General features: G+C 64.1%; 12 protein-coding genes. All 12 read left to right on the top strand.

From position 1 onward, the window contains the following. The 12 genes from STBA_RS05430 to STBA_RS05370 all read left to right on the top strand — a co-directional run bounded on the left by STBA_RS05430 (window position 1) and on the right by STBA_RS05370 (window position 15,164). Window positions 1-180 (top strand): hypothetical protein, encoded by a 180-nt coding sequence (locus STBA_RS05430; protein WP_077058146.1) that lies wholly within the window; start codon window positions 1-3, stop codon window positions 178-180. Further along, window positions 180-5,237, top strand: a complete 5,058-nt coding sequence (locus STBA_RS05425) for a hypothetical protein (RefSeq protein WP_077058145.1) — start codon at window positions 180-182, stop codon at window positions 5,235-5,237. The genes STBA_RS05430 and STBA_RS05425 overlap by 1 nt, the downstream gene beginning before the upstream one ends. 236 nt (window positions 5,238-5,473) lie before the next feature. Beyond that, window positions 5,474-6,142: a hypothetical protein gene (locus tag STBA_RS05420; protein WP_077058144.1), complete on the top strand. Its 669-nt coding sequence runs from the start codon at window positions 5,474-5,476 to the stop codon at window positions 6,140-6,142. Next, a complete protein-coding gene (locus STBA_RS05415) occupies window positions 6,139-7,455 on the top strand; it encodes a C40 family peptidase (RefSeq protein ID WP_077058143.1) in 1,317 nt (438 codons plus the stop codon). Before STBA_RS05420 ends, STBA_RS05415 begins: the two co-directional genes overlap by 4 nt. Further along, the gene (locus STBA_RS05410) at window positions 7,455-8,747 is read left to right on the top strand and encodes a hypothetical protein (protein ID WP_077058142.1); all 1,293 of its coding nucleotides are present in this window, start codon (window positions 7,455-7,457) and stop codon (window positions 8,745-8,747) included. Before STBA_RS05415 ends, STBA_RS05410 begins: the two co-directional genes overlap by 1 nt. 23 nt (window positions 8,748-8,770) lie before the next feature. Beyond that, the gene (locus STBA_RS05405; protein ID WP_077058141.1) at window positions 8,771-9,934 is read left to right on the top strand and encodes a hypothetical protein; all 1,164 of its coding nucleotides are present in this window, start codon (window positions 8,771-8,773) and stop codon (window positions 9,932-9,934) included. 147 nt (window positions 9,935-10,081) lie between these two features. After that, entirely contained in the window at window positions 10,082-10,606 is a 525-nt protein-coding gene (locus STBA_RS05400) for a hypothetical protein (protein ID WP_077058140.1), read from the top strand. 56 nt (window positions 10,607-10,662) lie between these two features. After that, window positions 10,663-11,634: a N4-gp56 family major capsid protein gene (locus STBA_RS05395; RefSeq protein WP_079251730.1), complete on the top strand. Its 972-nt coding sequence runs from the start codon at window positions 10,663-10,665 to the stop codon at window positions 11,632-11,634. Window positions 11,635-11,659: 25 nt separating this feature from the next. After that, window positions 11,660-11,950, top strand: a complete 291-nt coding sequence (locus STBA_RS37600) for a hypothetical protein (RefSeq protein WP_216355911.1) — start codon at window positions 11,660-11,662, stop codon at window positions 11,948-11,950. Between the two features lies 1 nt (window position 11,951). After that, a complete protein-coding gene (locus STBA_RS05385) occupies window positions 11,952-13,457 on the top strand; it encodes a glycerophosphodiester phosphodiesterase (RefSeq protein ID WP_077058137.1) in 1,506 nt (501 codons plus the stop codon). 280 nt (window positions 13,458-13,737) lie between these two features. Beyond that, window positions 13,738-14,262 (top strand): hypothetical protein, encoded by a 525-nt coding sequence (locus tag STBA_RS05375; protein WP_077058135.1) that lies wholly within the window; start codon window positions 13,738-13,740, stop codon window positions 14,260-14,262. Further along, the gene (locus tag STBA_RS05370) at window positions 14,262-15,164 is read left to right on the top strand and encodes a hypothetical protein (RefSeq protein WP_077058134.1); all 903 of its coding nucleotides are present in this window, start codon (window positions 14,262-14,264) and stop codon (window positions 15,162-15,164) included. The genes STBA_RS05375 and STBA_RS05370 overlap by 1 nt, the downstream gene beginning before the upstream one ends.

Genomic DNA, 15,164 nt, shown 5'->3' with positions numbered 1-15,164 from the left:
ATGGAGACCTGGTTTGCTGAGATAGGAAACTACTTCCAGGCGTTCCCTGACGCCCCCGCTCTGGCGTACGACTTCGCGCTGAATGGACCTCCGGCGGATCAGGCGGGGTACAGCCTGGCCTACAGCACGCTCCGCACGCCTGAGGAGATTGACGTCTACCCTCAGCCGGGGCTGATCTGATGGGAAACTGGCTCACTGACACCCTGGACGCCCTTGGCAATGCCGCCGGCGAGGCTGGCGACGCTTTTGCCGGGGGTCTTGAGGCCACCACCCGCGGCCTCAACGTGGTGGACCGGTTCATCAACCCGTTCTTTCATCAGGAGTTCTCTCCTGATGGGGAGGTAGATGAGTCCCGAAACGCGCCGTATGCAGACGCATTCACGCGCTCATCGGAGCGGTTCTTTCAGGGGTACGAGTGGGTTTACGACAACGCGATATCCCAGCCGATCAGCACCGGCGTGCTGATGATCCAGCGCCCCGGCCAAATCCTCTCGCCGTCCGAGTGGGCACGGACCTGGCGGGCATCGGAGTTCATTTCCCCCGGCCAGGCGTTCCAGCTCCCCTGGGCAGAGCGGGGAGCGTTGGGGCAACTTTGGGGCATGGCGTCCACCATGAGCCCCATAGGACTAGCGGCGCCGCACCTCTTTGGTGATACGGGTAACGCCCAGCAGGCGGTTGATTCTCCGCTGATCCGCTATGCGCCGCCAGGGATTGAGCGTATGGAGGGCTGGGGGGGCCTCTCCCCAGAGGAGCAGCAGCAGGCACTTGCCGAGATGGGCATGCCCGTCGACCCGATGGGCGGCAACGCATTCATTGCGCAGCTGCGTCAGCAGTCGTTGGGTTACCGCTACTTCAGCGGTACCACAGATTTCGCCGTCCGCTGGTTTGCCGACCCCCTGGTCATTGCTGGCAAGGGAGTGTCTGCCGCACGCGCGGCGAGGAGTGTGAAGGTCCGTCCCGGAGGCGGTTGGTCCCCGGGGCAGATTGACGACCTGGTCAACAACTCCCGCATGAATCAGTTGGTCGACTTCCTGACGGCCAACCGGGACAACCCGGCGCTGGTCAATAACACGGACATGGCGCTGCGCAGCAGCATGGGCCCGCGCCTGGGGGCCGTCAACAGCATCCTGACCAGCTCGGATGAGGTGCGGGATTTCATCCGCGTGGGTCTGGGAGATGTGGCCGCGCAGGAGCGGCTGATGCAGACCAACGCCTTGGCGCGTCAGCGCCTGGACGGCTATCGCTCCCGTGTGTCCATCCTTGAGAACAACTTGGCGAACTGGTCACCGCGCATGCCGGCGAACAGTCAGGCCGTGGTGCGTCAGGAGGTGGACCGCCTCAATACGGCTATCAACGCAGATGATGCGCTGGTGACGCGCTACAACGCCATTCTGGAGCACGCAGACGAGATAGACCGTCTGCACCTCTCGCGCGGGCAGTACAGGGCTGCCAGGGCCCGCACAGAGGCTCAGAGGCAATACAGCACGGGGCCCGCCCGGGGTGCCGCGGCGAACACTCAGGCCGGACGCGAGTTCCGCCGCAGGATCACGCCTGTGGTCGCCCCAGCGGGGACGGATCTCCCCGTGGATACCGGTCTGGTCAAGACGCGGCTGTGGGGCATCGGTGACGCATTCTCGCTGCCGGTGACCATGGTCCGGATGCTCAAGAACGTCAAACCAAACGGGTACCTGGAGCTGGACAATGGCGCCGCTTTCAGCACGGATAACGTAGCCGAGCTGCGCGGCCAGCTGGCGCGTATCCCCGGCCTGACCGGCGGTCAGCGTCAGAACCTCCTGAACCGATATCTGAAGACCACCACCGAAGGCGAACGACGCCAGTTCCTGGATGAACTCCAGCGGGCAGCAATGGCCCGCATTGCGGAGAAACACGGCCTCACTCAGCAGGCCGGCGAGGAGCTGTGGGAGGCAACCCGCGCCCGGCGTGGTGCGGTGGTGGACAACCTGCGCCAGTACAGCACAGCGCGGATGGACCGCCCCGGCCAGCAGCCCATCCGCGTAGACGTATTCGAAGACGGCAACGGGGTCCTCATAGACCCCCGCCCACACACTGTCTCCCGACTCGTCAACAACTACATTTTGGACGACTTGGAGCAGTTCGACCGCGTGGTCAGGCGTAACGCATCCCGATTCCGCGCGCTCAGGGAAAGCGCCGGCGGCGCCAGGGACTGGACTGCTGCCGCAGGCGAAAGCCTGAACCAATACTGGAAGTTCGCTACGCTACTCAGGCTCGGCTACATACCAAGGACACTCGGCGACGACATCGCCAGTCAATGGGCCGCGCTTGGCACGGCATCCATGGCTATGCGTATCGGATACGGCGCGAAGAACACATTCACCAACGCCGTTCACCGCAGCACGCGGGGACTGGATGTCGCCTCCGAGCGCATGCGTCGGGCCGAGGTGCAGTACGCCGATGAGGAATTGGGCCTCCTGCGTCCGCAGGAGCACCGCCTAGCAATCAACCTCAGCCGCCGACAGCGCGCACTGGATAGGGCGCACATCCGCGCGACCGACAAGCATTACAGGGCGGAGCAAAAACTCCAGGCCCTCCCGGCGAACGCGGACCCGCGTATACGAGCCGGGCTCACCAGGACCGCCGCCCGACTCCGGGCGCAGATGGACGCAGCCGACCAGGCCCGTCAGGCTGGCATTCCGGCGGCAGACATGCAGCCGTTGATTGACTTGCGCGGGCGCGTGCGGCAGCTGGAGGATCTGCGCGACCTGGCCCTACGGGACGCAGACGACCTGGCGGCCAGGCAGCAGAAGCGCTTCCAGGGCGGCCAGACAGTCACTGTGGACGGTGTTCAGTACCCGGCCGCCCTGGCGGGCAGTCAGCGCGGGGAATACTGGATGCAGCGCATCAGCCCCGGCCAGGCGTACGACAAGCTGTTCAAAACCAACCGCCAGCTCATTCATGCGAACCTTGTCCGCAGTTTTGATAACGGCGCTCGGCCAATCTCTGCCGTCGATGATGAGGTGATGCACGCAGATGCATGGGCCCATGCAATCAATGCGCAGATCGCCGGGGATCAGATGCAGCGCATGCTGGTTGCCGGGACGCCAGACGCGGACGTGGTCCGCTGGCTGAAGAACACCCCGGAGGGGCAGAGCTACTGGCGCCGGTTGGGCGTCGGGAACGTAACCACTCCGGAGGACATTGTTGCCCGCGGGCGTTTCGAGGTGGACGAATACCTTCCCCTGCCGGAGATCCGCCAGCAGGCGCTGACTCCGGAGGGCGTGAGTCCTGAGTTCTTGCGGGATTCAATGGAGGCGCTGGCGCGACCTGATGTCCATATGGGCCAGCTCGGGCAGGCTGGCGTGCAGGGGTATCAGGCGATGAACCGCATCATGCAGCGCTGGTACGACATGGCTGTCAACATCCCGGCCAAGACGATGAGCCGCCACCCCCTCTTCAATCAGCTCTATGAAGGCCATTTGCGCCAGATCGTCTCCCAGCGCACCCGGCAGGGTGCGCGGCCTTCCACCGTGGAGGAGGTGGAGCGAGTAGCGGAGACAGCGCGCCGGATCGCCCACCGGGACATGCGGCGCATGACCTTTGACATCTCTCATCAGACGGACGCGGCAGCCGCGCTGCGTTTCATTTCGCCGTTCTTCTCCGCCACCGCGGAGTCCTTCCAACGCTGGGCGCGGATCATCGGCGACAAGCCCGAGATCCTGGGCTACGCCGCGAAATTCTACAACGCGCCGGCCTACACGGGGCACCTTCAGACGTCGGATGGGAATGACATTTTCCCTGATGGGACCTTCGTTGACCCCGTGACGGGTGAACGTAAGCTCGCCCCGAAGGGGGATAGGTGGATTGTCGGCCGTATGCCCGAGTGGCTGGCCAACTCCGATATCGGGCTGGCCCTGGGGGTTGAGCGCAGTAGTGGCAACTTCCGCTTGAGCCAGAACTCAATCAACCAGGTCACACAGGGAGACCCCTGGTATAACCCAGGCGTGGGCCCCATTGTGCAGATCCCCGTCAACGAGTTCGTGAAGGACAAGCCCAGCCAGGCCGAGCTGGCCCGGCATCTGGGCATCCTGCCATTCGGTCCGAACACCGCGAGCAATCCGCTCATGCGGACGGCACAGTCGGCTGCGCCGTCCACGGTGCGGAACTTCCTGACGGCATTCGACACCTCGGACTACCGCTACCAGCAGATCAAAATGCAGATCACGCAGCGGGCTATCTTCGAGCACGAGCAGATGAACAAGCCGATGCCGAGCGCCCAGGAGATAGCCGACCAGACGCGCAACTACTGGATGTTCTCTGCTGCCAGCTCGTTTATCCAGCCCATGGCTACGCAGCGCAGGGACGCCTACGAGTTCTACCGTCAGCAGTTCCGCAATCTCCAGCGCCAGAACCCCGAGACGGCTGACTTGGAGTTCCTGAACAGGTTTGGCGAGGAGTATTTCATCTTCGCCCAGTCGATGAGCAAGCACGAGGCGGGCGTACCCGCTACGCGCGCAGGCGTGGAGCTGAGCCAGCAGTATGCGGACATCCTGGCCGAGAACCCCGAGCTGGGCAGTCTCATCATTGGCCCGGAGGGGCAGGGCCCTTTCAGCCCCGAGGCGTACTCCTATCAGCTCAACACGCCGTTGGAGCCCGGAGACGCGGAGTCTCAGCGTAGGCGTCTCACTGCCCGGGAGGCGATGGACGAGAATCGGCGGCGGCTGGGCTGGGCCCAGTACACGGCATTCATGAACGGCATCAACGCCGAGCTGGTCAACCGCAATCTGGTTTCGCTGGACGAGCCCGGAGCGGAAGACCTTGCTGCTACGCGCACGGCTATGGTCGCGATGCTTGCTGAGCCCGTCCTTCCGGACGGCGCGCAGAATCCGTTCTATAACGAGCAGTTCAGCCAGGACTGGTTCAGCTTCGACTCCCGGAAGTATGAGCGGCTGATCCCGGCGCTTGAGCGCGTTTCTTCGGAGATGCTGGAGCGAGACCCGGACCGCAGCGACTTGAGAACCCTCCAGACTTATCTGGCCGGCCGTAGGGTTCTCCAGGAGACGCTGGCGACCCGCGAGTTCTCCACTCTCGGAGCGCAGGGGAATACGCAGCTGCGCCGTGCGTGGTCGGCCTTCGTGGGGCAGCTCGTGGAGAGCGACACCAATTTCGGCGATCTTCATTCCCGGTACCTGTCAAGGGATCTCGGGATCGACGTCGAAGACGAGATGATTTTGCTGGAACAGGAAGGGGCGGCGGCCTGATGGCCCTACGAGGATCTGGCGGCGGGGGCAGTGTAGGTGTTCTGAGTCCCGAGCAGCAGGCAATTGTTGACGCTTTCCGCTCCTTCCAGGAGCAGCCAGAGGAGACCGACTCCGCATACCCGGGCGACGTTTACATGGGTAGAGAGCGGACTCCGCTTTCACCTTCCGACCCTCGCAACGTTGATATTCGCGGCGGGGGGATGCGTGAACGATGGATCACGGGCGAAGAAGCCATCATGGAGTTCTATGAGTGGGAGGCGCGGACGCGTAGGGATTTCATCGCTCAGGGCAAGTTGAGCGGCCTCCTGGCGCCCGATAGCGGGGAAATGGAGGGAGCCCGCCTGTGGGAGCAACTGGTGGGTCAGGCGGCGTTCTACGGCGCTCGCGACCGGAAGGTGACCCCCTGGGACATCCTTTCTGGCTACGTCCGCCAGAGCGGCACTGCGGAGACCGGGTGGCGCAAGGACCCCTCGAATCCAGATTTCGAGGTGAACATGGTCACCGGTGAGCGCCGGTACATCGGCCCCAAGTTCAAGACCACCACTGACACGGCCGTGAATCTGACCGATCCGGCGACGGCCAAAGCTGTCGCGGTGGCCACGTTCCAACAGCTGATGGGCCGCGACCCTGGCGCTGGCGAGCTCACCGCTTGGGCCTCAGCGCTTCAGGCGGCCGAGCAGAGTGCTCCGGTCACCAGGACCACCACGACCGAGCATGACCCCATCACTGGGGAAATCATCGGCTCGGATTCCACGACGTCTGGCGGCGTTGACGCTGCTGGCAGGCAGTATCTGGCGGAGGAGCGCGTCAAGGGCACGCAAGAGTACGCGGACGTCCAGGCCGCCACGACCTATGCGAATGCGCTGGAGAACGCAGTCTTCGGTGCCCCGCAACTGGGGGCATGATGGCCATATCTGCGGATGCGATCATCCAGACAGCACGCACGGCGCTGGGCACGCCGTATCGCTGGGGCGGGAACAACCTCACCTCCGGTGTGGACTGCTCGGGACTCGTGCAGCAGGCATTCGCTGCTCACGGAATTCAGCTCCCTCGGGTCACCTACCAGCAGATCAACGTCGGCAGCTCAGTGCCGCTTAACAAGCTGACCGCGGGCGACCTGGTGTTTTTCGACACCGACCGCAAAAAAGTCGGTCCGGATCACGTCGGCATTTACATAGGCGGGGGCAAATTCATTCACGCCCCGCGCACGGGGGACAATGTCAAGATCTCGTCCCTCGGGGATAGCTATTACTCTGACCGTTTCATGGCCGGCAGGCGCGTCCAGGGCGTCGCCGGAGGTGGCGCGGGCTCTGTGTCCGGGGGAGGGGCGGACAGCGTCCCTGCACCCATCCTGGAGGCCACGGAACTGGCCGAGCGCTATGGCATGTCCTACGCCTTTTTTGACTCGCAGCCCGAACTCAAAGGGCTACTGAAGGAGGCGACCACCGGGCAGTGGACGGCGGGGCGTTTTCAGGCGAGCCTGAAGAACACCAAGTGGTGGCGAGAGTCGAGCAAAACCAGCCGGGAGGCGCAGGTCCTCGCGGCCTCGGACCCCGCTTCGTACCGGGCGTCCATGGAGGCGCAGCGCGAGGCGCTGAGGGCGGCAGCCGTGCAGGCGGGCGCCATCCTCACCAACAAGCAGCTCTCCGAGCTGGCGCGCAACGTGGTTCATTTCGGCTGGAACGAAGCCCAGATCAATAATTTCCTCGGGAAGTACATCGACTTCACCGACAAGCACACCTTGGGCGGGATGGCCGGAACGGCTGCCAAGGAAATCACGGGCCTCGCCTACGAGCTTGGCATCAAGGTCTCTGAGCAGCAGGTCAAAAACTACGCCCAGTACATCATCCGCGGCGTCTCGACCATGGAGGAGGTGCAGACCACTCTGCGGCAGCAGGCGGCGGGTACATATCCCGGATTCTCCCGGCAGATTGAGGCCGGCGAATCTGTCAGGGATCTCGCCTCTCCGTACATTCAGATGATGGCGGAGGAGCTGGAGCTACCCGACACGGACGTAGACCTGTACACCCCGCAGATTCGTGACGCCATCAACCGAATGGGCTCTAGCGGAGGGCCCACTCCGATGACGCTGGCGGATTTTCAGCAGACTCTGCGGGATGACCCCCGCTGGGGAAGGACGCAGACGGCGCAGGATAACGCTATGGCTGTGGGTCAACAGGTTCTGGCCGACATGGGCCTTATCGCCAGGCAGGCGTAATGGCCATAACCTTCGAGCAGTTCTTCGCGGCAATTGCCCAGCAGGAGAGCGGTAACCGCTACAACGCCGTAGGCCCGCAGACCAGATACGGCCGGGCCTACGGCAAGTATCAGGTGTTGGCACCGAATATCGGGCCGTGGACGAAGCAGTACTACGGCCGCAGTCTGAGCGCTCAGCAGTTCTTGAACAACCCGCAGGCTCAGGAGGCGGTTGCCCGCGGGAAGCTGCGGTCCTACTGGAACAAGTACGGCGCCCGTGGCGCCGCCTCCGCCTGGTATTCAGGCAACCCCAACCTGCACATGTCCACCCGCTCACAGAGCGGCGGACCATCCATCAAGGGCTATGTGGACTCAGTCCTCCGCATAGCCTCTGGAATCAATGCCGGGTCTGCGCAGACCTCAGCTCAGGCCACTACCTACTCTGCCCCGGAGACACCACGGATGACTGTCTCAGAACAGGCTGAGTCATTCGGGCTCAACCTTCGGCTGATCAACAGCAACAAGGAATTGAAGAGGCTTTTTGACAAGGCCACGGCCGGCTCATGGTCTCCTGACAGATTCCAGGCGGCGCTACGCAACACTAAGTGGTGGCGCTCGCAGTCCAGCACGCTTCGCGAGTACGTGACCTTGCGGTACACCGACCCTGCTACTTGGAAGCAGAATCGCGACAATGCCTATGCGTCGATGAAGGCTCTCGCCGCCCGAGTGGGCGTCAAGGGAATCTCCTCCAGCGCGTTGTGGGATGCGGTCTACAACAAGCTGGCGCTGGGGTGGGATGACGCGCGGTTGCAGAACTGGTTTGGCTCGAAGATCACGTTCAAACACGGTCAGGCGTGGGGAGATGCGGCTGCCGTCTGGGATGACCTTCACGACCTGGCATATCAGATGGGGATGAAATACAGCCTCAGCTGGTACGAGAACGCCACGCGGAAGATCGCGTCCGGCAAGAGCACCATAGCCGAGCACGAGACGTACATCCGGCGCCAGAGCGCCGGCCGGTACGCCGCGTATGGCGCTCAGATCAAGGCGGGGATGAGTGTTCAGGATCTGGCCGCGCCTTTCATTGAGGCGGTCTCCCGCATTCTGGAGCTACCGGAAACGGACCTGGACGCCATCAGCAATTCCCACATCAGCAAAGCCATGCGCGGGCGGGATGACGGCCAGCCTACGCCCATGTGGGAGTTCGAGAACTCCTTGCGCAATGACCCGAAATGGCGCAAGACCAAGAACGCTCAGGACTCCATGATGGGTGTAGCCCATCAGGTGCTCCGCGACTTCGGCATGGCCTACTGAGATGGCCTACTGAGGAGGCATAGATGACCACGCCCACCGGCTGGGGCCCGGCGGATGGGCTGCCCTCCAGGCAGTACATTCCGCCTGAGTTCCGGGACACCATCAGCTATAACCCCCCGGCGACCAATACCAAAGAGATTGCCCGTCAGAAGAAGATTCACGAGGAGCAGTCCCAGTGGGCTGGCCGGTGGAACTCAAAGGTCAACTACTACCAGGACAAGGTCAAGAACACTGTTGGCAAGCGGCAGGAGGAGTTCCAGCGAAAGCTGGAGGCGGCCCAGAAGGGGCTGGCGGACACACAGGCCCGTGAACAGGCTGCACAGTCCCGTGTGTACGAGCTGAGTGGCGAGTACGGGAAACTCCTCACAGGTGCCGCGAGGGACGCTTACAGCGCCCTGAGCGCCCTTTTCAGCTCTTATGGCCTGGGCTCCCTGGCGGGGAAAATCTACGAGTACACGAAGAACGGATACTCGGCCGACACCATTGCCATCCTCCTCCAGGACACCAAGGAATATAAGCAGCGGTTCGCGGGGAACGAGGCCCGCCAGAAGGCCGGTATGCCGGTGCTGAACCCGGCGGAGTACCTGGCTGCCGAGTCCTCATACCGGCAGATCCTCCAGGACGCGGGGCTTCCGAAGGGTTTCTACGACAACCCCGCCGATTTCACGCACTGGATCTCCGGGGACGTGAGCCCCACCGAAATCAAGGAGCGCGTGGATATGGCCGTCCAGGCGACCACGCAGGCGAACCCGGAGTACAAGCGGGCCCTCCAGCAGATGTACGGCGTGGATGAGAGCTACCTGACGGCGTATTTCCTGGACCGCAGCAGGGCCACCCCCCTGCTGGAGAAGCAGGCCGCAGCCGCCCAGTTCGGAGCTGCGGCTATCCGTCGTGGGTTTCAGGCGTACCGAGACGAGTTCGAGGGCTACGCCACGATGGGGATTACGGCCGACCGGGCAGAGGAGGGCTGGGGTCGTATCAGCGAGGGCTATGACGCTATGCGCGGCATTGCCCAGCGCTGGGGCCTCGTGGACTGGGACCAGCAGCAGGCGGCCCAGGCCGAGTTCGTCTCGGGCTCTGCGTCGGCGAACCGTAGTCGCCGCCTGCGCTCTCAGGAACGTGCTGCATTCAGTGGCCGAGCTGGTTCCGCTCGTGCTGGCCTTGGCGCTGGATTCCAGCAAACCTAAACTTAGGTTGAGGTATCCGCATAGTGGTCTTACTCTTCCATTTGAGCGGATCGACCGGCCCCGCTCGAAATAGAGTCCGGTAGCGGAGCACAGACCTCTCCCCCGGGAGGCGCGTAGGCCGCGAAGGGATCGACGGGAGACAAGCCAATGAGCACGCCTTACGGATATGACGAGTTCGACGCGAACTCCGGAGCTGGTGAGCCTGACCAGAGTCAGGGGCCCAAGTGGTTCCGCGACTACATGGAGAAGGTCTCAGGACAGCTCAAGGAGATCCAGGCTGAGAACGAAAGCCTGAAGGCGGAGAAGCGCCAGAATGTCGTGGCGGACACGCTCAGGGCAAAGGGCTATGAGCCGGGAGCGGCAGTGCTGTTCACGGGCGAGCCCGAAAAGCTGGACGACTGGCTGAAGAACTACGGAAGTGCCCTGGCGAAGCTGCCGACCACCGCCCCTGAGGGCGGCCAGGAGCAGCAGGAACAGGCACCCGCGGGACCCCCGGCCACGACCGTCCCGGCGCAGGACCAGCAGGCCATGCAGGCGTTTTCCGAGGCCGGCGCAGGCGCCGCCCCTCCGGCGGGATCTGACGCGGAGACGGCGGCAAGGATTGCCGCCATCAAGACTCCTCAGGAGTACGCCGAATACATGCGCTCTCAGGGTAACCAGCACGACTGGTAACCACCTGGTCCTGATCTCCTCGATCCCTTCGACTCCCCTTATCGGGGGTGGAGACCATGGCGAACGCGTATACCGACACAACTGCTATGTCCAATGCCGTACAGGCGGCATGGGACAAGGCTTTCGAGTTCGAGCTTCGTGCGGAGCCCGTTTTCCGGGTTCTGGCCGACAAGCGCCCGACTTCTCTGACCAACCCCGGCGACACGGTCAACCTGGAGATCTTCCAGGATCTGGCGGAACAGACCGCCCCGCTCACGGAGACCGTGGACCCGGACGCGGTTGCCCTCGGCAACCCGACCATCAAGACCATCACGCTCACCGAGTACGGCAATCCGGTTCTGCTGACTCGCAAGCTGCGGATGTTCAGCCTCACCGACATTGACCCGGCGGTCACGAACATCCTGGGCTATAACGCCCGAAGCAGCATCGACACCATCGTGCAGACCACCCTGCGCGGGGGCCCGAATCTCCTCCAGCGCCTGGCCGGCGATCTGACCTACGTCACCAACGCAACCGCCACCACGGCCGCCACCACAATGACGGCCACGGACATTTTCACGTCCGGCCTGGCACGTTTCACCACTACGCAGCTCCGTACCAACCTGGCTCCGCCCAAGTTTGGTTCTCTCTTCGGGTGCTTCATTCACCCTCAGGTCGCCCACGACCTGAAAGAAGAGACCGGCGCCGCGGCGTGGCGAGACCCGCACAACTACTCCGCGGTCGGCAACATCTGGGCCAACGAAATCGGCACCTACGAAGGCGCCTACTACATCGAATCCCCGCGTTGCTACAACGCCGTGGATGCCGGTACGGGCGACAACACCGTGCGCCGTTTCCGCACCTACTACGTGGGCCGCCAGGCCCTCATGGAGGCCGTGGGAGAGGAATTCCACCCTGTGGCCGGGCCGATCGTGGATAAGCTGGGTCGATTCAGGCCGTTGGGTTGGTACGGCGTGGCCGGGTGGGGCCGGTACCGCGATCAGTGCCTGATTCGGGTCGAGACCACCTCGTCCGTTGCCCCTGACTGAGATGTGGTCCTACACGCCCCCCACCGTGGAAGAGGGGCCCGTCACATGGACGGACCGCCTTTTCTACCGGGTCAGCTTGACCCGGGGCGTGACGGTCCTGGAGGGACCTCCCGGTGTTTTCCGGGAGGTCCGCTTCCCCACTCAGGATGAGATCCGGGACGCCTATCGCTGGTGGATGGGCGGCCATACCTACGAGGTGGATGACGCCACGAAGGCCGCGCTTATCGCGGCCGGCGTTGCCGCCGAGGACCAATTCGCCACCCCCATAGATTCCTATGGCGGCGGTGGCTACGGGACAGGCCCCTACGGAGACTGAAATGCAGGTTCCCTCGCGCGGGCAGCCCAACTGGGACCAGGCGCTGAATGCGGTCCTGGTTGAGTTGGACCAGGACATCACGGGCCACGAGGTCCTTGCCGATGCCCATGGTCTGCGCTCCTGGGCCGACAGCCGCTTTGCCCGCCAGCCGGCGAGCCTGGACGCTTTTCTTGCCGACTCCGAGTTCTGGATTGCTCACCGCGGCAGCGGGGGCGAGTTCCCCGAGCACACCATGGCCGCTTACAGTGGCGTGACCGCCGCTGGCGCCAGGGCCATTGAGGTCTCCGTGCAGACCACGGCGGACGGCGTCCCCGTCTGCATGCATGATGCCACCCTGGATCGCACCACAAATGCCACCGGCCCGGTAGCCAGCTACACCTACGCGCAGCTCCGGGAAACCGTTCAGGTGACGGTGGGCTCCGGGCTGCTGGGCCCCGGCTGGACCCCCCAGCCGATTCCCACCCTGCGGGAAGTGCTCGACCGCTTCTGGGGCAAGGTCGTGATTTTTCTGGAGCCAAAGAGCAATGCGAGCGTTCCGCTCGTCCAGGATCTGATCACGACCCACTATCCGGACTCGGCCCGGTCGATCGTCTGGAAGGGGTACTACCTCAGCAACTCATTCGCCTGGGCCCGCAGTAACGGATTCAGGACGTGGGGGTATGTGGATGCCGCCACCACGGACGCCCAGATGGACGCGGTAGACGCGAACATAGACATGTGGGGCGTTCCCGTGGCGATGACCGACGCGCGCATGGCCGCTGTCGTGGCCCGCGGCAAGCCGGTCATCTGCTGGGAGGTTCACCGCACGGTGGACTATCAGCGCCTGAATTCCCTCGGCGTACGCGGCATGATGGCCGCGCAGTGGATTTACCTCAACCAGACACTGGCGCTCACGAGCGCCCCCAGCGTGGCTGAGATCGCCCCTCCGGGCACTCTGGGAGTGGCCCGGTATGATCCGGTCTACGCGCCCAAGTTCGACGGCGCAGGGGGCCTGTACGTCAATGTGGGACCCAATCAGAGCCTCCTCATGGGGGGCCACCGGGCCCCGGCCGATTCCGGTTACCGGATCTCCTGGCGGATGAAGTGGCCGGTGCTGCCGACGTCCACCCTGCACAGCGGCATCGCGTTCTGTCGCCAGACCGATGACGTGTACCAGTTCTCTAACGCCAATGACGACGACGGGGACTTCTCCTCGCCCGGCGGCTATCACGTGGTGATGCGCGCCGGCGGGGATATGCAGCTCTACAGCCATGTCAAGGGCTCTACCACCGGAACACAGCTCGGGACGGTGACCACGGATGCCCCCGTGGCGGACACCTACATGACCTTCGAGACGGATGTGACCCCCACTCAGGTCATTCTCCGGCGCACGGACGTGGGCCCGTACGCGGTCACGGCGGACAACACGACGTACCGGGGGCGGTACTGGCACCTGTCCACTGGGTCGGTGGCAACCGCCGCCCAGCTCCCCCATTTCGAAATCACAGACGTGGAGCTGCTGCCATGACGTGCACCTCCGGATGCAAGACCCAAGACCATGCCAGCTACGGCCAGTGCCTCCAGGCGAAGGCCGTGAAGACCTATCTCGCAAGCCCTAGCAAGGGTCTGGACGGCACCAGACAGAAGAGGTGGGACGCAGACCTAGCTGCCTACCGGGATGCCGTCAGGCAGGGCATACAACCCGAATCCACGAACCGGCCCGTGGTGGACAAGGCCGTGCGTCTATCCGACAAGGCGGGCGCGGCCTATGGCCGCGACTTCGCCCAGGCCGCACCGATGGAGGCGTAATGCCCGGCCAATACGTAGGGATTGAGGACCCGGAGCAGACGCACCGGGCGCGTGTCACCGAGGCGGGAGAGCTGATGGTGACCAGCGGCAGCGGCGGGGGGGCGACGACCGCCAACCAAGGAACCGCGGGGACTGACCCGTGGCTTGTGAGCATCGATGGCACGGCGACCATCGCCGGAACCGTGGGCGTCTCGGGGACGGTGGCCGTGGCCCCGGCTGAGGCGACAGCCGTCACATCCCTGGACGCCGTGACGTCCGCGGCTACGGGCGCCGCCCTGGACGCAGGCGCTGCTGTGACGACATGCACTGTGATCGCCACCAGCGCCTCAGAGCTGGGGGGGACCATCCTTATCCAGGCGAGTCACGATGGCACCACGTGGGTATCCACGACTGCCACCGTTTCCCTTCCGGCCGCGAGCACGGTGACAGTGAGCGCCACCGGCATGGCGTGTCGGTACTGGCGCGCGGACCTGGGGGACGCCAGCGGCGCCGGCACCGTGACGGCCACCATCATGGCGGCCTGATGTCCACCCTGGATCAGCTCGTGCAGGCGGTACGCCGCCAGCTCATGGGCTACGCCCTCACTCAGGAACAGGTCTCGGAGGTGACGGCTCCCATCTCCGAGACCGACATCGCGTTCACCGTGGACGCCGGCGACGTGCGCCAGGTCGGCCGTGGCGTCGTGGAGATCGACGACGAACTGATTCTCGCGCGTTCCTACGACGCGTCCACAGGGACTGTGACCGTCATGGGCGGCGTGAACGGCCGCGGCTACGCCGGCACCACTCCGGCGGCTCACGCCGCGGGATCTCTGCTGACAACCGCTCCGGCGTTCCCCCGGAGCGACGTGAAGTTCGCAATCAACGAGACCATCACGTTCATGTATCCGGATCTCAACGTCCTGGAGACCACCGAGATTGTGTGCTCTGCGGCAATCTGGGAGTACGAACTGCCTGCTGACGCCGAGGGCATTTGGTATGTGGTCGGGGAGACCATCGGCCCTTCCCGCATGTGGACCCCGAAGCCCAATGTGCGTTATAACGGCAACGCGGACCCCGGCTATTTTCCGAGCGGCAAGAGCGCTCAGCTCCTGGACGGGAATGTTCCCGGCCGCCGTTATCGCATCGTCTACAACAAGCCTCCGAGCCCACTCGTGCTCGGAGGTCAGGACTTCACTGACACCGGGTTCCCCGCCACGGCGGAAGAGGCCGTGAAGTGGGGCGCTTGCGCCCGCCTGACGCCCGCATATGAGGCCGGACGGCTCCAGCAGAGGGCCGTGGAGTCCGCCGAGCGCGGACGCATTGTGGGTGAACAGAGCGCCTTGCGCACTGCCGCCTACTACCAGGGTCTATTCGAGACGGCGCTTGCAAAGGAGCGCCGCAAGCAGCTCGAGGATCTGGCCACCTACCAGACGTTCCAGGGGTGA

The sequence above is a fragment of the Streptomyces sp. MP131-18 genome (genome assembly GCF_001984575.1).
Lineage (GTDB): Bacteria > Actinomycetota > Actinomycetes > Streptomycetales > Streptomycetaceae > Streptomyces > Streptomyces johnsoniae.
Note: the sequence above shows the minus strand (reverse complement) of the source record. Positions and strands in the feature narration are given on the sequence as shown.